A 20,089-nucleotide genomic window follows, 5' to 3' on the forward strand; every position below is an offset into this window, starting at 1 on the left:
ATCGACGGCGCGAATCCCAAGCGCGCCCAACCGGAGATGACGATGACGAAACGCATCAAGACCGAAGCCTCTCTCGAGGTCATGACTCGCCGCAATTTCCTGATGGCAAGTGCTGCCACCGCGGCAACCCTGGCGGCCGCACGTGCGCTGCTGCCGTCGGGAGCTTATGCGGCGACCGCCGCTCCGGAAGTCACCGGCGCCAAGCTCGGCTTCATCGCGCTGACTGATGCGGCGCCGCTGATGATCGCCAAGGCGAAGGGGTTTTTCGAGAAATTCGGTATGCCCGATGTCGAGGTGCTCAAGCAGGCCTCCTGGGGTGCGACGCGCGACAATCTGATGCTCGGCGGCGAGGCCAACGGCATCGACGGCGCCCATATCCTGACGCCGCTGCCTTACCTCATGCACACCGGCAAGGTGACGCAGAACAACCAGCCGATGCCGATGGCGATCGTGGCGCGGCTCAACTACGACTGCCAGGGCATTTCGGTTGCACAGGAATACGCCGCCACCGGCGTCGGCCTCGACGCCTCCAAGCTGAAGGACGCCTTCGCCGCCAAGAAGGCTGAGGGCAAGGAGGTCAAGGCCGCCATGACCTTCCCGGGCGGCACGCACGATCTCTGGCTGCGCTACTGGCTGGCCGCCGGCGGCATCGATCCCGACAAGGACGTTTCCACCATCGTCGTGCCGCCGCCGCAGATGGTCGCCAACATGAAGGTCGGCAACATGGATGTGTTCTGCGTCGGCGAGCCGTGGAACGAGCAGCTCGTCCACCAGGGCGTCGGCTTTACCGCGGCCACCACAGGCGAACTCTGGAAGGGCCATCCCGAAAAGGCACTCGGCCTGCGCGCCGAATTCATCGACAAGAACCCGAACGCCACCAAGGCGATCGTTATGGCCGTCATGGCGGCCCAGCAATGGTGCGAGGCCAAGGAAAACAAGGACGAGATGGCCGCCATCATCGGCAAGCGGCAATGGATGAACGTGCCCGTCGCCGACATCATCGGCCGCCTCAAGGGCGACATCAACTACGGCAACGGCCGCGTCGCCACCGGCACCGATCTCTACATGAAATTCTGGAATGGCGGCGTATCCTATCCCTTCAAAAGCCACGACAGCTGGTTCCTGGCCGAAAACATCCGCTGGGGCAAATTCGCGCCGACCACCGACATCAAGGCGCTGGTCGACCAGGTCAACCGCGAGGATATCTGGCGCGAGGCGGCCAAGGATCTAGGCGTTGCGGCAAGCGATATTCCGGCGTCTTCGTCGCGCGGCGTCGAGACCTTCTTTGACGGCAAGACCTTCGATCCGGCCAACCCGTCCGCCTATCTCGACAGTTTGAAGATCAAGGCATCGGCCTAAGCGCAACGGCGCATGCGCCGTTGTCGCCAGCACCGACCCCGGCGCAACGGCGCTTGCGCTGTTGTCACCCAAGAATACCGCCCAAGGAGCTTTTCCAGAAATGTCCATCCAAGCCATCGAGGACACCAAGGTGAAGACGTTTCCCGCGCCGGCCAAGCCGGCTGAGGTCATTGCCTTCACTGGCAAGGCAAGACGCCGTTTCGACCCGGTGGCGATCGCCGGCAAACTGGCGAGCGCGCTGGTGCCGCCGGTCATCGTCATCGCGCTGATGCTCGTCGTCTGGCAGATTGCCTGTTCGTCGCCCACATCAAGCCTGCCGCCGCCCAGCCAGGTGTGGACCGAGGCCTACGATCTGATCGCGCATCCGTTCTTCAACAATGGCCCGCAGGACATCGGGCTGGCCTGGCGCGTGCTGATCTCACTGCAGCGCGTCGCCATCGGCTTTGGCCTGGCGGCAATCGTCGGCGTCGCGCTTGGCGCCCTGGTCGGCCAGTCGATCTGGGCGATGCGCGGCCTCGACCCGGTGTTCCAGATCCTGCGCACCGTGCCGCCGCTCGCCTGGCTGCCGCTGTCGCTGGCAGCGTTTCGCGATTCCAGCCCGTCGGCGATCTTCGTCATCTTCATCACTTCGATCTGGCCGATCATCATCAACACCGCCGTCGGCGTGCGCAACATCCCCGAGGATTACCGAAACGTCTCGCGCATCCTGAGGCTCAACCAGCTCGAATTCTTCGTGAAGATCATGGTGCCGGCAGCCGCCCCTTACATCTTCACCGGCCTGCGCATCGGCATCGGCCTGTCCTGGCTCGCAATCGTCGCCGCCGAAATGCTGACCGGCGGTGTCGGCATCGGCTTCTTTATCTGGGACGCATGGAATTCGTCGCGGCTGCCCGACATCATCGTCGCGCTCGCCTATATCGGCGTCACCGGCTTTTGCCTCGACCGCCTGGTCGCTGGCGTCGGCGCCTTCGTCACCCGCGGCACAACGGCAAAGTGAGGAGAGGGGCGATGGCGGCCTATCTGAAACTCGACCATATCGACAAATCCTTTGCTCGTGGCGGCCAGGTCAGCGAGGTGCTGAAAGACATCAGGCTGACCATCGACAAGGGCGAATTCGTCTCCATCATCGGCCATTCCGGCTGCGGCAAGTCGACCTTGCTCAATTTGATCGCCGGGTTGACCAAGGTCTCCGCCGGCGCCGTGCTGCTCGAAGACAAGGAAGTGGACAGCCCTGGGCCAGAACGCGCCGTAGTGTTCCAGAACCACAGTCTGCTGCCGTGGCTCACCGTCTACGAAAACATCAATCTGGCGGTGTCCAAGGTTTTTGGCCGCAGCAAGAGCCGGGCCGAGCGCCATGACTGGATCATGCGCAACCTCGACCTCGTGCAGATGGCGCACGCCAGGGACAAGCGTCCGGCGGAAATATCGGGCGGCATGAAGCAGCGCGTCGGCATTGCCCGGGCGCTGGCCATGGAGCCGAAGATCCTGCTGCTGGACGAGCCGTTCGGCGCGCTCGACGCGCTGACCCGCGCGCATCTGCAGGATGCGGTGATGGACATCCATTCCAGGCTCGGCTCGACGACGATCATGATCACCCACGATGTCGACGAGGCGGTGCTGCTTTCCGACCGCATCGTCATGATGACCAACGGTCCGGCGGCGACAATCGGCGAGGTGCTTGCCGTGCCGCTGGCCCGGCCGCGCCGCCGCGTCGAGCTCTCTTCCGACCGCACCTTCCTGCGCTGTCGCGAGGCGGTGCTGAAGTTCCTCTACGAACGCCACCGCTTCGTCGAGGCCGTGGAGTAAGGCCATGACCGAAAAACGCAATTGGCAACCTGCATCGACAATGGGCAATCTACCGCATTGCACAAATATTATGCTGCTGTGCAAGGCATTCTGACTAATCTTTGATCCGCTGCCGGGCGTGATCGAAAGTTGCGCGGCTACAATTCGCATTGATTTCATTCGATAATCCAGAGCGAAATCGAATTGGCACGCTTCCTGCTTTTCGGAATGCAGGCCCACAAGGGCCAAGTGACACGGCGTCCAATGGCGGGCGCCACAGGCAAAGCTGCCGCTCAGGTCAATACGCGATCCCGGATGGACGGGCACGCGAAGACCTGGCCGGCGGCTTTTTTTGTTTTGACCCAATCGACGGCGCTGACCCCAGGCGGCGCCCAACCGGAGACGACGATGACGAAACGGATCGGAACTGGCGCGTCCCTCGCGGACTTCACGCGCCGTGATTTTCTGGCCAGCAGCGCGCTGACGGCGGCGCTGTTCACCGCGGCACTCCTGCTGTTTCCCGTCGACGCCAAGACCGAAAGCAAGGACCTGACCGTGGCCGGCCCAGTCTCGTTGCACGCACCGATGCCGCGCCGCTGATCATTCACTCACAAGACACCGCGGTGCCTTCCACGCCGCAAACCGGAGCCAGACATTGACCGCAAATCTCCCAGCCGCGCCCAGCCAGGACAGTGCTTCCCGGCAGGCGCTTGTGATGTCCACCATCGCCTTCACCGTCTGCTTCGCGGTGTGGACGATCTTTTCAATCATCGGCGTGCGCATAAAGCAGGAGCTTGGGCTGAACGAGACGCAGTTCGGCCTGCTGGTCGGCACGCCGATCCTCACCGGTTCGCTCGTGCGCATGGTGCTCGGTGTCTGGACCGACCGTTTTGGCGGACGGCTGGTATACACCGCGACCATGCTTGCGGCGGCGGTCGCGACCTTCCTGCTGGCTTTTGCGCACACCTACGGGCAGATGCTGGTCGCCGCGCTCGGTGTTGGGCTCGCCGGCGGCTCCTTCGCCGTCGGTGTCGCCTATGTCTCGCGCTTCTTCCCGGCCGGCAGGCAGGGCACGGCGCTTGGCATCTTCGGTGTCGGCAATGTCGGCGCCGCGGTCACCAAGTTCCTGGCGCCGTTCGTGCTTCTTTCCTGGGGCTGGCAGTCGGTGGCACTGATCTGGGCGGCAGCCCTGGTCGTCATGGCCGCCATCTTCTGGTTCACCACCGGCGACGATCCAGTCATCCGTGAGCGCCGTGCCGGCAAGGCGGCGCCGACCAGAAGCTTCTGGCAGGAATTCGCGCCGCTCAAGAACCTGCAGGTTTGGCGCTTCGCCTTCTACTATTTCTTCGCCTTCGGCGCGTTTGTGGCGCTGTCGCTGTGGCTGCCGCGCTACCTGATCGGCGTCTACGGCTTCGGGCTTGCAACCGCCGGCATGATCGGCGCCGCCTATTCGATTCCCGCGAGCATCTTCCGCGCCTATGGCGGCGTGCTGTCCGACCGGATTGGCGCTCGCACCGTGCTCTACTGGACCTTCGCGGTCAGTGCCGTCGCGACTCTCGTTCTGTCTCTCCCCTCGGCAGACTACGTCGTGCGCGGCATAGGCGGGCCGATCGCCTTTCATTTCGAGATCGGCCCGCTCGCCTTCATCGCCGTCGCCTGCGTGCTCGGCTTCTTCATGAGCCTCGGCAAGGCCGCCGTCTACAAGCACATCCCGGCCTACTATCCGCAAAGCGTCGGCGCCGTCGGCGGCGTTGTCGGCATGATCGGCGGGCTCGGCGGCTTCATCCTGCCGATCGCCTTCGGCGCCCTCAACGACCTTACCGGCGTGTGGTCGAGCTGCTTCATGCTGCTCTTCGTGATCGTCGTCACCGGCTTCGCCTGGATGCACGTCTCCATCAGGCGCATGGAGCGCGCGGCGTCAGCCGAAGCTCCAAGCCTGTCATACGCGGCTGAGTGAGACCGGAGCGGATCAACAATATGACCGAGAAACTCGTCATCATCGGCAACGGCATGGCCCCCGGGCGCATGCTGGAGCATCTCCTAGAAAAGGCGCCGGACCGCTACCAGGTGACCATCTTCAACGCCGAGCCGCGCGTGAACTACGACCGCATCATGCTGTCGCCGGTTCTGTCGGGCGAGAAGGCCTATGAGGAGATCATCATTCATGGTGACGGCTGGTACATCAAACACGGCATCACCCTCTACAAGGGCCACAAGATCGTCGCCATCGACCGGCAGGCCAAGACCGTTATCTCCGATCATGGCGTGACCGAGCCCTACGACAAGCTTGTCATCGCCACCGGCTCGGTGCCTTTCATCATCCCGGTGCCGGGTCACAATCTGCCCGGCGTGCTCACCTATCGCGATCTGGACGATGTCCGCGCCATGATGCTTGCCGCCCAGTCCAGGGCAAAGGCCGTGGTCATCGGTGGCGGCCTGCTCGGGCTGGAGGCCGCGGCCGGCCTCAATGCGCAAGGCATGGACGTCACCGTGCTGCATGTCATGCCGACGCTGATGGAACGCCAGCTCGATCCCGCCGCCGGCTACCTCCTGCAGCGCGCGGTTGAAGAACGCGGCATCAAGGTCATTACCAAGGCCAACACTCAAGCAATCACCGGCAACGGCAAGGTCGAGCAGGTGGAACTTGCCGACGGAACCATCATCCCGGCGACGCTGGTGGTCATGGCTGTCGGCATCCGTCCGAACGCGGCGATCGCCAAGGAGGCCGGCATTGCCGTCAACCGCGGCATCGTCGTCGATGCAGGCATGCGCAGCAACGATCCCGATATCTTCGCGCTCGGCGAATGCGCCGAGGTCAACGGTATGGTCTACGGCCTCGTGGCGCCGCTCTACGAGATGGCACGCGTCACGGCCAGCCAACTGGCCGGCGACGAGACTGCCGCCTTCGTTCATTCGGACACGCCGACCAAGCTCAAGGTCACCGGCATCGAGCTGTTCTCGCTCGGCGACTTCGCCGATGGCGACGACCGCCAGGAGATCGTGCTCCGCGACGCCTCAGCCGGTGTTTACAAGCGCCTCGTCCTGAAGGACGACCGCATCATCGGCACCGTGCTCTATGGCGAGACGGCCGACGGCGCCTGGTTCAACGACCTCAAGAAGAAGCAGACCGATATTTCGGAGATGCGCGACACGCTTATCTTCGGCCAGTCATACCAGGGGGGTGCCCCCCTGGACCCTATGGCGGCCGTTGCAGCCTTGCCGGATGATGCGGAAATCTGCGGCTGTAACGGCGTTTGCAAGGGCAAGATCACCGGTGCGATCACCGGCAAGGGCCTGACCTCGCTCGACGATGTCAGAGCGCACACCAAGGCGTCTGCTTCCTGCGGCTCCTGCACCGGGCTGGTCGAGAAGCTGATGGTGCTGACCCTTGGCGACACCTACAACCCGGCCGCCGTGCAGCCGATGTGCTCCTGCACGACGCTCGGTCATGACGAAGTGCGCCGGCTGATCAAGGCCAAGCACCTTAAGACCATTCCAGCCGTCATGCAGGAACTGGAGTGGAAAACCTCCTGCGGCTGCGCCAAATGCCGGCCCGCGCTCAACTACTACCTCGTCTGCGACTGGCCGAACGAGTACGCCGACGACTACCAGTCGCGCTTCATCAACGAGCGCGTCCACGCCAACATCCAGAAGGACGGCACCTATTCGGTGGTGCCGCGCATGTGGGGCGGCGTCACCAACGCCGCCGAACTGCGCGCCATCGCTGACGTGGTCGACAAGTTCGAGATCCCGATGGTCAAGGTCACCGGGGGACAGCGCATCGACATGCTCGGCATCCGCAAGGAAGACCTGCCGGCGGTGTGGGCAGATCTCGGCCAGGCCGGTTTCGTCTCTGGCCATGCCTATGCCAAGGGGCTGCGTACGGTGAAGACCTGCGTCGGCTCCGACTGGTGCCGCTTCGGCACGCAGGATTCGACCGGTTTTGGCGTCCGCATCGAGAAATTCATGTGGGGCTCGTGGACGCCGGCCAAGGTCAAGATGGCGGTGTCGGGCTGTCCGAGGAATTGTGCCGAGGCGACCTGCAAGGATGTCGGCGTCATCTGCGTCGACAGTGGTTATGAGATCCACTTCGCCGGGGCCGCCGGTCTCGACATCAAGGGCACCGAAGTGCTCGGACTTGTGAAGACGGAAGACGAGGCGCTGGAGCATATCGTGGCGCTGACGCAGATGTACCGCGAGCAGGGCCGCTATCTCGAGCGCATCTACAAATGGGCCAAGCGCATCGGCATCCCGGAGATCAAGCGCCAGATCATGGAGGATGGCGAGAAGCGCAAGGCCTATTACGAGCGCTTCGTCTTCAGCCAGAAATTCGCCCAGGTCGATCCATGGTCGGAACGCGTCTCCGGCAAGGACAAGCACGAATTCCGGCCGATGGCTTCGGTCGGTTTTGCGCAGGCGGCGGAGTAGTCGCATGTTCCCGAAAAGTGGAGGCCGGTTTTCGGTCAAAAACACGCGCAAAGAAGGATGGAGCACATGAACTGGATATCAATCGGCTCCATCTCCGACATACCTCGGCGCGGCGCCCGTTGCGTCGCCACGCCTCAGGGAAAAATTGCCGTCTTCCGCACGCAGGACGATCAGGTCTATGCCATTGACGACCACTGCCCGCACAGAGGCGGGCCGCTCAGCCAGGGCATCGTCCACGGCACGGCGGTGACCTGTCCCTTGCACAATTGGGTGATTTCGCTGGAAACCGGCAAGGCGCTGGGCGCCGACGAGGGCGTGGTGCGCACCATTCCGGTCAGGATCGAAGGCGAGCTTCTGTTCATTGCGCTGGAAGCGCTGGCCAGCCGCGCGGCCTGAAAATCATGGAGATCGACGCAGCGCGCGAGGTGAGGACCACCTGCCCCTATTGCGGGGTGGGCTGCGGCGTGCTGGCGAAGGTCGCCGCGGACGGGCAGGTGTCCGTCCGCGGCGATCCTGACCATCCGGCGAATTTCGGCCGGCTTTGTTCCAAGGGCTCGGCGCTGGCCGAGACCATCGATCTCGACGGCAGGCTGCTCTATCCCGAGATCGACGGCCGCCGGGCCGGCTGGGACGAGGCGCTCGACCGCGTCGCCTCGACCTTCTCGCAAACCATCGACGAGCACGGCCCTGACTCAGTTGCCTTTTACGTCTCCGGCCAGTTGCTGACCGAGGACTACTATGTCGCCAACAAGCTGATGAAGGGCTTTGTCGGCTCGGCCAATATCGACACCAATTCGCGCCTGTGCATGGCCTCGTCGGTTGCCGGCCACCGCCGTGCCTTCGGCTCCGACACCGTGCCGGGCAATTACGAGGATCTCGAGCTTGCCGACCTCATCGTGCTGGTTGGCTCCAATCTCGCCTGGTGCCATCCCGTGCTCTACCAGCGCATCGCCGCGGCCCGCGAAAAGCGGCCGGAGATGAAGATCGTGCTGGTCGATCCGCGCCGCACCATGACCGCTGACATCGCCGACATGCATCTGGCGATCGCGCCGGATGGCGACGTCGCCCTGTTCACCGGGCTGCTCGCTTATCTCGGCCAACACAACGCGCTCGACCGTGCCTATGTCACCGAGCACACAACCGGCTTCGGGCAAGCGCTTTTTGCTGCGTCAGCGCTCGATCTTGCCGGCATCGCCGCCGCCACCGGCTTGAGCGAGGACGAGCTTGGCCGCTTCTACAGCCTGTTTGCCGCCACAGCGAAAACCGTGACCGTCTATAGCCAGGGCGTCAACCAGTCGTCGTCGGGCACCGACAAGGTCAATGCCATCATCAACTGCCATCTTGCCACCGGCCGCATCGGCAGACCGGGGGCAGGGCCGTTTTCGGTGACCGGCCAGCCCAATGCCATGGGCGGCCGCGAGGTCGGCGGCATGGCCAATATGCTGGCAGCCCATATGGAAATCGAAAACCCCGAGCATCGCGACCGGGTGCAGCGCTTCTGGAACGCGCCGGCCGTGGCCAAAAAACCCGGCCTGAAGGCGGTCGACATGTTCCAAGCGGTGGCCGACGGGCGCATCAAGGCGCTGTGGATCATGGCCACCAATCCGGTCGATTCGATGCCGGACGCCGACGCCGTCGAAGCGGCGATCAAGGCTTGCCCCTTCGTCGTGGTGTCGGACGTGCTGGCCGACACCGACACGGTCCGTCACGCCCATATCCGGCTGCCCGCCGCCGCCTGGGGCGAGAAGGACGGCACCGTCACCAATTCCGAGCGCCGCATCTCGCGCCAGCGGGCGTTTCTGGGCCTGCCGGGCGAAGCGCGGCCCGACTGGCAGATCATCGCCGAAGTCGGCAAGCGGATGGGCTTTGCCGAGGCGTTTGCACATGAGACGCCAGCCGAGATTTTCGCCGAACACGCCGCGCTGTCGGGGTTCGAGAATAACGGCGCGCGGGATTTCGACATTGGTGACTATGCTGCGATCGATGCGCAGGCGTATGAGCAATTGGCGCCCTTCCAATGGCCAGCGCCGAGCCCAGAGGGGGGGGCTCAAGCTCGACTTCAGTCAGAAGGCGAGAGCACCCGCTTCTTCGCCAACGGCAATTTCTACTCGCCCGACCGCAAGGCGCGCTTCATCGCCATCCGCCCGACTACATACACCCGCACCAGCCCCGACTATCCGCTGATCCTCAACACCGGCCGGGTCCGCGACCACTGGCACACGATGACGCGCACCGGCAAAAGTCCGCGGCTGTCCCAGCACATTGCCGAGCCCTTCGTCGAAATCCACCCGGTCGACGCGCAGCACTACGGCATCGGCGACGCCGACATCGTGCGCGTGTCCAGCCCGCGCGGCGATGTGCTGGTCCGCGCGCTGGTTACGTCCCGCCAGCGCCAGGGCAGCGTGTTTGCGCCGATGCACTGGACCGACCAGTTTGCCGCCAAAGGCCGGCTCGATGCACTGACCGCGCCGCTGACCGACCCGATCTCCGGCCAGCCGGCGCTAAAACATGTCGCGGCCCGCATCGAGAAATTCGCCGCCAAAGCCTTCGGCTTCGCGGTGATGCAAAGGCTGCCGGTGGCGGTTGCCGCAAGCTACTGGGCCGTGGCCAGATGCCGGGGCGGCTGGCGCGTCGAACTGGCCTTTGCCGATGACGACATCGACTGGGCCGCCTTCGCCGGATCGTTATTCGACACGTCGCCTAGTGCCGATATCCTCGCCTATCACGACCGCGACGCCGGCCAGCATCGCATCGCCGCTTTCGACGGCGACCGCTTGTCGGGAGCCCTGTTCGTCGCACCCGGCCCGGTCGCCGTGTCTCGCGGCTGGGCGGCCGAGCAGCTTGAGGCGGCCCATGCCGGCCAGCGCGAGCGCTTCCGCATCGTCGCCGGCCGCGCAGGGGCCGAGCGGCCGGATGCCGGCGCCATCGTCTGCTCCTGCTTCAGCGTCGGCGCCAATCAGATCGCGGCGGCGGTGGCGGCGGGCTGCGCGACCGTCGAAGCCATCGGCAACACCCTGAAGGCCGGCACCAATTGCGGCTCCTGCCGTGCCGAAATCCGGGGGATCATTCAGGCCAACCGGGTGCAGGCGGCGGAGTGAGGGCGCAGAGCCCAGGCTGCTAGGCCTTCGTCAAGCCTCGACCTCTTGAAGGCTGGCAGCTATGGGTGATGAAGCGGGCCAGCGACCATGCCTACTGCGATCGCCCAGGCCGCCAAACTGTCGAACTCTCGCCCAGCGGCCAATTGGCGCTTCGCCGCACGTCTGATCCGCGGCCTAACTCAATGATCCCAACCATCGCGCGCGTAAATTCAACCATACTGTTTGCCGTGACAGCTGCCTTATCGGGACTTTGCCCAATCTGTTCAGCGGCTCCGCAGCATGACAGGCGGATGAGATCGTAGTGCGGATCTCTCTCATCGTCTGGCAACGCCGCTATTTTCAGGGCGCGACGGTGAATCATCCGCAGCAGCTGTGCCAGTCCTATTCCGACACTCATGCGTTTTGCTCCGCATCGGTCGCACGTCCAGGCATTAAGAGGCGCTGGAACGTCGATCGGAGGTTGCTTCTCATCCCCGATACGGAAAGGCTGCACCATAGCTATTAACATATCGTTGATTGCTAATATAACTTGCATCACAGCAGCTTGGCAGCTTGCCGCAGCCGGACGGGTTGCGCGACCGGCGAAGCCATCGGCAGCGCGCGGAAGGCCGGCACCAATTGCGGCTTCTGCTGCGCAGAAATCCGGGCGATCATCCAGGCCAACCGGGTGCAGGTAGCGGAGTAAGTTTCAGAAAAAGAACCCCGGCACCGGGCCGGGGTTTGAAGGTCTGGCTAGCCCAGCAGATCAGAACAGCATTCGGCCGTTCGACTGTTCAAAGCCAGAGTGCGAACCGTCACTTTTTGCTAGGATCGTCCGCCGGGTTGACGTAGGTGATGGCGAAAGGCCCTAAGCCATGAACCTGGACGATCGTATCGCTTGTCGTCCACGCGTAGTGGTTCATTCCGGTCGGGGCCACGCCGAAGCCGCCGGCAGTCAGTTCGATGCCTTTCGTTTCGTCGAGCTTGTCGCCCATGCCGATATGAAAGTTGCCGGAAATCACCGTCACATATTCCGACGTCGGATGATTGTGCGCGGGGATCTTGTAGCCGGCGGGCAGCTTCAGCCGCAGCACATAGATGCCATCCTTTGACGGATCTCCGGCGATAACGGCCAAGTCGGCGCCGGCGGGTAGGACAGCAGGAGCGGGCCCCCATTTGATGCTGTCCGCGTTCATCGGCATGTCGTCGGCAAACAGGGGCGCCGTGCCGAGAAGCAGCAGCGCCAGCGTTGAGGCAAATCTGAGCATGAAAATCTCTCCATATTTCATCAGAGGTGGCGCCAAGCATCGAGGCTGAGCCACCAACCGCCGGGGCCTACCAAGGCGTATGCCTGAGCACATCCCCCGCGCGGGGGACGTGCTGGAGCGAAGCGCTTCCGTCGATGGCGGCTTTCTGACAATGGCGGCCCGGCGGCATAGGAGGCTCAGCCGACTTTAACGAGTTGAATCGCGGAATGAGCGGATTGTACTTTCCCTGGCTGGTCCCTTGGGCCGGCGCTTCATTCTTGCCAGCCGGCCAGTTCCGGCAGGTCGTCAAGCCAGCTTTTCTCCGCCATCAAGGCATCGCCGGCCGCCGGTGCGGCCTCGCTGGCGTTTTGCATGAGCCAGCCCATCCACTTCCGATAGGCAGCCGGGTCCAGCTGGGGCGGCAGCACCTTGGCCTTGGCCAGCATGCGTTTGCGGAAACTGACTTGCCTGCGCAGTTTGGTGGTCGTGAACTTGATTGGCTTGCCTTGGTATTCAACCGTCCAGCGCCCATCCCCGTGGCTGGTGAGCCTCTCGATGGCGAAACCCGCATCGACCGGCCTATCCCGCCAGGGAAGCTCGATGGCATTCTTTCTCAGATCGAGTGCCCATCGCCTGTAGTCGACCCCGGCACGCTGCGGCGGCAGTACACCAGCCTGTTCGAGCATCTTCCTGCGGAAGGTCGGCTGTTTCTTGATCTGGCCTGTCGTCAGTTCGATGCGATGCCCACGGAATTCAACGTGCCACCGGATCCTGCCATTGCCGAAATATTTCACCAGCCTGTCGATGACGAACTCGTCATCGGAAAGCATCACGCATCCCTGCCTGATGCTGTCGAGAATGTACTGGCTATCGGTGGGCATGAAGCGGCCTCGTGCGGGAATCTGTCACGAAGCTTAGCCAGTGGCACGCACCAGTGGCCACCAATCTTTTTCGCCACGGGGGATCGCGCCGATGAAAAATGAAATAGGGTCAACTTGTCCAATTAAATAGTTGCTTTTATGTAGTTTTTGGTTGGGGAGCCTGGCCTCGCCACCTGCTTTGGACCGCGATCGGCAATTGAAAAACGCGAATATGTTTTGACGCGAAGCTCGTTACTTCTGGCGGAAGGCGGAGTGGAACGACCCAACCAGCGGGCCCAAAATGTAGTCGAGTGCTGTGCGTTCCTCGGTGACGATCATCACCGAGGCCGGCATGCCCGGATAGAGCGATATCTGAGGGGCGGCGGCCAGTTCCGCCGGATCCACCGTGATGTCGGCGACATAATAGGGAAGGCCGGTCTTGCTGTCGGTGACCCGGTCGGCCGAAATGTGGGTGACACGCCCGTGGATGATCGGTATCGATCGCTGCTTGTAGGAGGTGAAGCGAACTTCGGCCGTCATGTCGGAGCGCAGATTTGAAATGTCCTCGACGCGAACCTGCGCCTGGACGATCAAAGAATTCTGCGTCGGCACGATGTCGAGGATCGTCTGCCCCGGGGCGACGATCGCTCCGATCGAGAAGACGCTGAGGTCCATCACCTGGCCGTCATAGGGCGCGCGCACCTCGGCGCGGTCCATGGCCGCCTGTGCTGCGAACATCTTGGGCACAAGATCCGCCAGGTTCGATTGGGTGTCGATCAGCATGGCCGAAAGCTTGGATCGGCGTTCGTTGGTCAATTGGGCAATCTGGCTTTCTAGTTCGGCCTTGTTCTGACGGCTGCCTGCGATCGCGCCGAGGTTCTCGTCGATCAGGCCCTGCAGATCCGAGGCGGATCTTTCCAGTTCCAGAATGCGCGGGCGGGTCGTCAATCCGGCCTTCAGCAGCTTTGACAGGCTGGCCTTCTCGTCGATCGTCGATTGCAGCTGGGCCTGGTAGGATTCGACCCGAGCCTGCTTGCCCTGGATCTGCTCATCGAGCTCGGCAATCCGCCGTTCGAGGATCTGCCTGGCGCCGGCCATCGAGGCGCGCTGGCTTTCCAGGTCGGCAATCTGGTTTGCCATCGCATCCCTAAGGTAGGCCTCGTGGTCCTTGAGGATGTCCTTTGGGAAGGCAACAGCCTCGCGGCCGTCCAGTTCGGCCCGAATCCTGGCATCGGTTGCGCGCAACAGCGCATATTGCTGGGCATAGAGATTGAACTCTGAGCGCAGCCTGGTGTCGTCGAGCAGCAGCAGGATCTGGCCCTTCTGGACGATGTCGCCGTCCTTGACGCGGATCTCTTTCACCGTTCCGCCGTCAAAGTGCTGGAGGCTCTTGCGGTTGCCTTCCACCTTGACGACCGCATCGGCGAGCACTGCGCCGTTCAGCGGCGCAAAGGCGGCCCAGCCGCCGAAGACGCCAAAGAAGGCGAGGATGATCAACAGGCCGATCACGGCCGGCACCCGGATCGAATCCGAGGCCGGGACGCCGGCTTCGCCGGGCAGGCTGCGGTAGGTGAGGGCGCCGTCGCTCATCGATCTCTCCGGCCACAGCTCATTGGGTTGCCACCGCCATTGGAGCCGCGCGCTGGTTGAGCAGCGCCACGATCTCATTTCTCATGCCGAAGGCTTCGACGGCGCCGTCACGCAACAAGAGGATCTTGTCGACATTGGCGAGCGTGGAGGGCCGGTGCGAGACGATGATGACCGTGCTGCCGCGGCGCTTGAGCTCGATCGCGCAGTCGCTCAGCGCGCGGTCGCCATCTGCGTCGAGATTGGAACTCGGCTCGTCGAGAATGATCAGGTTCGGCGTGCCGAACACCGCCCGGGCCAGGGCGATGCGCTGGCGATAGCCGCCCGACAGCACCGCGCCGCCTTCGCCGATCTGCGTCTCGTAGCCCTGCGGCAAACGGATGATCATGTCGTGCACGCCGGCCAGCCGCGCCGCCTCGATCACCTCCTGGTCGACATTGGTCTTGAAGCGGCCGATATTGGCAGCGACGGTGTCGGCGAAGAGTTCGATGTCCTGCGGCAAATAGCCGATATGGTCGCCCAGCGCGTCGCGGCCCCAATGCGACATGTCGGCCCCGTCCAGCCTGACGGTGCCGCGGCTGGGCTGCATGACGCCGGCGAGGTGCCTGGCCAGCGTCGACTTGCCGGCGCCCGAAGGGCCGACGATGCCCAGCGCCTCGCCCGCCTCCAGCCGGAACGACACGTCGCGCAGCAGTACCTTCTGCTGGTTCGGAATGGCGAAACTCACCTGCTCGACCGAAATCTTGCCGGTGGGTTTTGGCAGGTTGAACGAGCGTTCCTTCTGCGCGTCGCCATCAACCAGCTTGCGCACCCGCGCCAGGGCGGCGCGCGCCAGGATCAGGCTGCGCCACAGGCCGACAATCTGCTCGATCGGCTGCAGGCCGCGGCCCAGCAGCAGGCTTGCCGCAAACATCGAGCCGGCGGTGGTCTGCCGTTCGATCACCAGATAGGCGCCGAGGCCGAGGATGAGCGACTGCATGGTCAGGCGAAGGAAGCGGATCAGCCCCGACATCAGCGCGGCGCGGTCGCTGGCTTCCGCCTGGCGCAATAGCGCAAGGTTGCGGTCGCGACCCCAGCGGCGGATGAGGCCGTCGATCATGCCCATGGCGCGAACGACTTCCGCGTTCCTGAGGCTCATCTCGGTGAAGTTGTAGTTGGTTGTCGCGATGTCGTTGGCCTGCTTCAGCGGCGAGCGCACGAGATACTCGTTGAGCACGGCCATGGCGACCAAGAGCAGCGAGCAGCCGAGCGCGAAGAAGCCCAGCCAAGGATGCAGCAGGAAGATGATGGCGATATAGATGGGCGACCAGGGCAGGTCGAACAACGCATGGATGCCGCTGCCGGTGATGACCTGCCGGAACGTATCGAAGTCGCGGATCGGTTGGCTCTGCGAGGCGCCCGGCGACGGCGTTTCGACCGATGCGGCCAGGATCTTTGCCGAAAGCAGCCGATCGAGGCGCGCGCTGGCGCGCGTCAGGATCCAGGCGCGCACAAGGTCGAGTCCAGCCAGCGCGAGAAAAGCCGTGAGCAGCACCAATGTCAGCATAACCAGCGTGGTTTGGCTGCCGCTGGTGACCACCCGGTCGTAGATCTGCATCATGTAGAGCGGGGAGGCGAGATAGAGCAGATTGATCGCCAGGCTGAACGCCGCCGCGACCAGGAAATAGTAGCGGCACGCCCGAAGCGCGTCCTTCACGATCTTGGATTTGTTGTCGAGACTCAAGATACCCAGCGGAGAACCGCCCCCTGCCCAAATGCGCGCCCCGAACCGATCCTACTCCTGATCGTCCAACCGGCCACGCGTTCCCTTCCTAATCCTGCCGTAAACCTTAATTCGTAAGCTGAATCAGGCACCGGCCACATCAGCTGAGCCGCGCATATCCGCGCGGCTCACTTGCTTGTTTCACACCACAAAGTCGCTCGTCGTCAGGTGAACCACCGTTCTGCCGGCGCCGTCGTCGGCAATTGCGAAGCTGTTTGCATCGTAGACGCCAAGGAGGTGGAGCGTTGCGTTGTGCGTGCCGTCCGTGACGGTCAATGTTCCTCCGGTGCCGTCGAGGTCCGCCTGATAGGCAGCGGACGTTCCGGTGCCGAACAGGATGTCTTCGAGGTTCACCTTGTCGTCATTGGTGATGCCGGCGATGCTTCCGCTGAAGTCGAATGAATCGTCCAGCTGCAATGTGCCGGCGGCATCATGCGCGAAGGTGACGTCCGTCGACGAGGCGCCGCCGAACTCCAGCTTCGACAGGTTGCCGATCGTGGCATCGCCGTCGCCAGTGACCTGGCCGTTGATGTCAATGTTACCGCCATTGGCCCACAACATGCCGGAATTAGCCAGCCCGCCGGTGATCGTAAGGCCGCCGGAGCCGGTTGCCTCCAGCGTTCCCGAATTGACGACGACGYTGCCTCCGGTATCGATGACCAGCGCATTCGAGCCGGTGGCGATGATGGTGCCCCTGTTGTCGAGGCTGAGCATCCCGCCGCCCAGCTGACCAGCGCCCGAGATCGTGTTGTCGATATTGACCAGAGTGACGTCCGGCCCTGTGCCGGAGATGACGTTGGCAGCGCTGTCGGACAGCAGGATCTGCCCGCCACCCTGCAGGGTCACGCCGTTCTGGATGATCTGCAGCAGCGTGTCGCCGCCGCTGGAGTCGAGCGAGACGAGGCCGCTGTTGTTGATCATGCCGCTCAGCGGCAGCAGAGCGCCGTCGCCCATGGTCATGGTGCCGGCATTGTTGACCACCGGCGTCTGGTCGAAGGCGAAATTACCGTCCGTGAGCGCGCTCGAATGCACGCCATCCAGCAAGATCGACTGCCCGTCGCCAAGCGTGATCACCGCGTTGCCGTTGGCGTCGTCGGCCATGTGCGCCTGGACGTCAGCGAAACTCGCGAAGCCGGAATAGCCGATCAGATCGATCTTGTCCGCCGCCGCATCGAAGCTATGGACTGTGTCATTGCCGATCGGCTGTGAGAAGACGAACAGGTCGTTGCCACTGGAGCCGGTCAGCACGTCGTCGCCCGACCAGGCAAAGATCGGCGAGCCCGGCGCGTAGGCCTCGACGTTGTCGGAAACAAACTGGGTAAGCGTGTTGCCATCCGCTCCCGTCCAGGTCTCGATGATGTTCAACGTGATGGCGCCGGCGAAATCGGTTGGAGAGGTGACCGTCAGCGATTTCACGTCGCTTGTCTGCATGGTCCAGTTGCCGTCGCCATTGTCCGTCCCACCGTCGAGGGTCCATCCCGATGGTACACCCTTGACAAGGATGCTCGCGGACTGACCGTCCGCCAGCGGCAGAGCGGGCAGGCCGAGATTGATTGAAGAACCTGCGACGCCCGCCGGAGCGGTATTGAGGACGAAATCGGTCACCGTGAGTGCGATGTTTCCAGACAGGTGAATCTCGAGCTCGGCCGAGGTCACGTTGCCGTTGGTGTCTGCTCTGATGATCGTCTCGTCGGTAGCCGCGCTGTAGAACCACCACACGTTGTTGTTTTGTGCAGCAGTCGGAGCACTTGTGTTCGTGACGGTTGTGAAACTCGGAGTTCCCGCGGCAGCACCGTTTGCGTCAATCGTGTTCGACAGCTTGATCTTGTCGGTACCTGCCGTGAAATCGATGATGGTGTCGATACCGTTCCCAGCATCTGATTGGTTGGTGTTGGTGTATGCGAACACGTCAGCGCCAGTTCCACCGGATAGGATATCGGCACCTGTCCCGCCGGTTAGTGTATCGTTGTTGGCACCGCCGAGCAGCAGATCCGAGCCGGCACCGCCAAGGAGTGAATCGTCACCGCCGAGGCCTACGAGAATGTCATTGCCGTTTCCGTTTGCGTTGCCGTCGATGGCGCCAATGGTCTGGCCAACAGCAGTGCCAACGATCGTGTTGTCACCGCTGTTTCCAGTCAAGTTTGTTGTGAAGAGATCCGGCAGGTTCGCATCGGTCGTGCCAATGGCCGTATACTTGATGACCGCGCCATTCGCGGCGGCCACTGCCAATTGGGCCATGCCAAAACCTGCCACTTTGGCGTTCCAAGCCGACCCAGAAAGGTCAAGTGCGTCGCTGTTGCCGATGGCTCCGTCCAGATATGTTTGCAAACGCGCGCCATAGGTGGCGTCCGCCAGAATTGATTCTAGCTGAGCCGCGGAGAAAAGCAGGGTCACACTGTCATTGGGATTCCCAGGCGTTCCGACTGGTACAGTGTCGGCAAAGTACGATGTCGTTCCGTTGAGATGGTTCCATGCAGTTGTAAGAGTGTCCTGACTGCCGCCCATATAGACCGACCAGGCGCCTCCTGTTGCCGGGTTGTTATCAAACGTGGCTGTCGAGAAGTCGGCAGCGTCCTGAGCCGATCCAAAGTCAATAATATGTCCACTGGAAGATCCGGCCGTTACCGCGATCGACACCGTGACGACGTTGCTGGACAATAATCCATCATCTGCGTGATAGGTGAAGGTATCGGTGCCGACATAACCCGATGTCGGAGTGTAGTCGAAGCTTCCGTTCGCGTTTAGAGTGAGAATGCCGTGCGCAGGTCCTACATTGAGTACCGCTGTAATTGCGCCATCATCCGTATCATTCGCAAGCACGCCATCAGGCGTGCCCCCGGCGACAATGTGAAGTAGGCCGCCGCTCGCCACTGAGTAGACATCACCCTGCGCCACCGGCGCATCGTTGGCACCGTTGATGGTGACGGTGAGCACTGCCGTGTCGGTCAGGCCGCCGTCGCTGACGGTGTAGTTGAAGGTGTCGGTGATGGTGCCGCCGGTGTTCAGCGCCTGAACGGCGCTGTCGGTCTCGTTGACGACATAGGTGTAGGTGCCGTTGGCGCCGAGCGTCAGCGTGCCGTGCGCGCCGACCAGGCCGACGCCAAGCGAACCGGCCGTGCCGGCGCCTTCGACGCCGCCGGTACGGATCGCACTGACCGTCAGGCTGCTGCCTTCAGGATCGGTGTCGTTGGTGAGTACGTTGCCGGTAGCGTTGTTGCCGCCCGAGCCGTTGGCCGTGCCGCCCTTCTCGGTCGCCGCAACCGCACCCACACTGAGGCTGGTGTCGTTTACACCGATTGGCGCGTCGTTGGTGCCGGTGACGTGGATGGTCGAGGTCGCCGTGTTGCTGTTGGCCGAACCGTCGTTCACCACCACCGTTATGCTGCGGTCTGTCGCGCTCGGATTGTCGCTCGAGTTGCTGAACACGATCTGATGTAGCGCCGTCTGGTAGGCGGCCAGCGTCGCCGAGCCAGTGAGCGTCAGCACCCCGGTTCCGGAATTGTAGCTCGACGCTACGATGCCGGCCGGCAGCCCGCCGTTGACGGCCAGGAGATCGCTGGCCTGCGCATTGGTCAGGGTGATCGTCGCCGAGGTGACATTGGTATTGTCGGCGTCGGTGACGCTCACGTCCGTGTCGGCAACCGCGACCGCGGAACCGTTCTCGGTGAAGGTCGCCTGGTAGTCGGCTCCGGTCTTCAGGCTCGAGTTGTTGAGGTCCAGATCCAGCACTGGCGCGTCGTTGGTGCCGGTGATGGCGAAGTTGACCGCGGTGCTGGCGGTGCCGGTGCTGCCGTCCTTGACGAAGACGGTGAAGTTGTCGCTGACGCCGGCGCCTTGCGCCAATCCATTGGTGTCGGTGTCGGCGTTGTCGAGCGCATAGCTCACCACGCCCGTGCCGGTGGTCAGCGTGGCGGTGCCGTAGGTGCCGGTCTTGGTGTAGGTCACCCCGCCATTGCCGGTCGCCCAGCCATTGCTGGTCAGTGC

At 63.2% G+C, this 20,089-nt stretch carries 13 protein-coding genes; 8 read left to right on the top strand and 5 right to left on the bottom strand.

The window, feature by feature from the left end; all coding sequences use genetic code 11:
• The first annotated feature begins 42 nt into the window (after positions 1-42).
• The 8 genes from AC1DVW_RS04885 to AC1DVW_RS04920 all read left to right on the top strand — a co-directional run bounded on the left by AC1DVW_RS04885 (position 43) and on the right by AC1DVW_RS04920 (position 10,670).
• Positions 43-1,359, top strand: a complete 1,317-nt coding sequence (locus AC1DVW_RS04885; RefSeq protein WP_477321523.1) for a CmpA/NrtA family ABC transporter substrate-binding protein — start codon at positions 43-45, stop codon at positions 1,357-1,359.
• A gap of 100 nt (positions 1,360-1,459) precedes the next feature.
• Positions 1,460-2,356, top strand: coding sequence for a nitrate ABC transporter permease (gene ntrB / locus AC1DVW_RS04890; RefSeq protein WP_477321525.1), 897 nt, complete (start codon positions 1,460-1,462; stop codon positions 2,354-2,356).
• A gap of 11 nt (positions 2,357-2,367) precedes the next feature.
• Positions 2,368-3,165 (top strand): ABC transporter ATP-binding protein, encoded by a 798-nt coding sequence (locus tag AC1DVW_RS04895; RefSeq protein ID WP_477321527.1) that lies wholly within the window; start codon positions 2,368-2,370, stop codon positions 3,163-3,165.
• A 183-nt stretch (positions 3,166-3,348) separates the two neighbouring features.
• Positions 3,349-3,744, top strand: a complete 396-nt coding sequence (locus AC1DVW_RS04900) for a twin-arginine translocation signal domain-containing protein (RefSeq protein WP_477321529.1) — start codon at positions 3,349-3,351, stop codon at positions 3,742-3,744.
• Between the two features lie 115 nt (positions 3,745-3,859).
• Complete coding sequence (locus tag AC1DVW_RS04905) at positions 3,860-5,101, top strand: MFS transporter (protein WP_477321617.1); 1,242 nt, start codon at positions 3,860-3,862, stop codon at positions 5,099-5,101.
• Between the two features lie 20 nt (positions 5,102-5,121).
• Complete coding sequence (nirB, locus tag AC1DVW_RS04910; protein ID WP_477321531.1) at positions 5,122-7,572, top strand: nitrite reductase large subunit NirB; 2,451 nt, start codon at positions 5,122-5,124, stop codon at positions 7,570-7,572.
• Positions 7,573-7,638: 66 nt separating this feature from the next.
• Positions 7,639-7,968, top strand: coding sequence for a nitrite reductase small subunit NirD (gene nirD / locus AC1DVW_RS04915; protein WP_477321533.1), 330 nt, complete (start codon positions 7,639-7,641; stop codon positions 7,966-7,968).
• Positions 7,969-7,973: 5 nt separating this feature from the next.
• Positions 7,974-10,670 carry a nitrate reductase gene (locus tag AC1DVW_RS04920; RefSeq protein ID WP_477321535.1) on the top strand — a complete coding sequence of 899 codons (2,697 nt, stop codon included), beginning with the start codon at positions 7,974-7,976 and terminating at the stop codon, positions 10,668-10,670.
• Positions 10,671-11,464: 794 nt separating this feature from the next.
• Here AC1DVW_RS04920 and AC1DVW_RS04925 read toward each other — a convergent pair.
• From AC1DVW_RS04925 to AC1DVW_RS04945, 5 genes are all read right to left on the bottom strand, one after another.
• Positions 11,465-11,917: a cupin domain-containing protein gene (locus AC1DVW_RS04925; protein ID WP_477321537.1), complete on the bottom strand. Its 453-nt coding sequence runs from the start codon at positions 11,915-11,917 to the stop codon at positions 11,465-11,467.
• A 251-nt stretch (positions 11,918-12,168) separates the two neighbouring features.
• Positions 12,169-12,777, bottom strand: coding sequence for a hypothetical protein (locus tag AC1DVW_RS04930; protein WP_477321539.1), 609 nt, complete (start codon positions 12,775-12,777; stop codon positions 12,169-12,171).
• A 231-nt stretch (positions 12,778-13,008) separates the two neighbouring features.
• Positions 13,009-14,346: an HlyD family type I secretion periplasmic adaptor subunit gene (locus tag AC1DVW_RS04935; protein WP_477321541.1), complete on the bottom strand. Its 1,338-nt coding sequence runs from the start codon at positions 14,344-14,346 to the stop codon at positions 13,009-13,011.
• A gap of 19 nt (positions 14,347-14,365) precedes the next feature.
• Positions 14,366-16,066, bottom strand: coding sequence for a type I secretion system permease/ATPase (locus AC1DVW_RS04940; protein ID WP_477273411.1), 1,701 nt, complete (start codon positions 16,064-16,066; stop codon positions 14,366-14,368).
• A 180-nt stretch (positions 16,067-16,246) separates the two neighbouring features.
• Positions 16,247-20,050: a beta strand repeat-containing protein gene (locus AC1DVW_RS04945; protein WP_477321543.1), complete on the bottom strand. Its 3,804-nt coding sequence runs from the start codon at positions 20,048-20,050 to the stop codon at positions 16,247-16,249.
• Between the last annotated feature and the right edge of the window lie 39 nt (positions 20,051-20,089).

The sequence above is a fragment of the Mesorhizobium sp. P3_B5 genome (genome assembly GCF_056402815.1).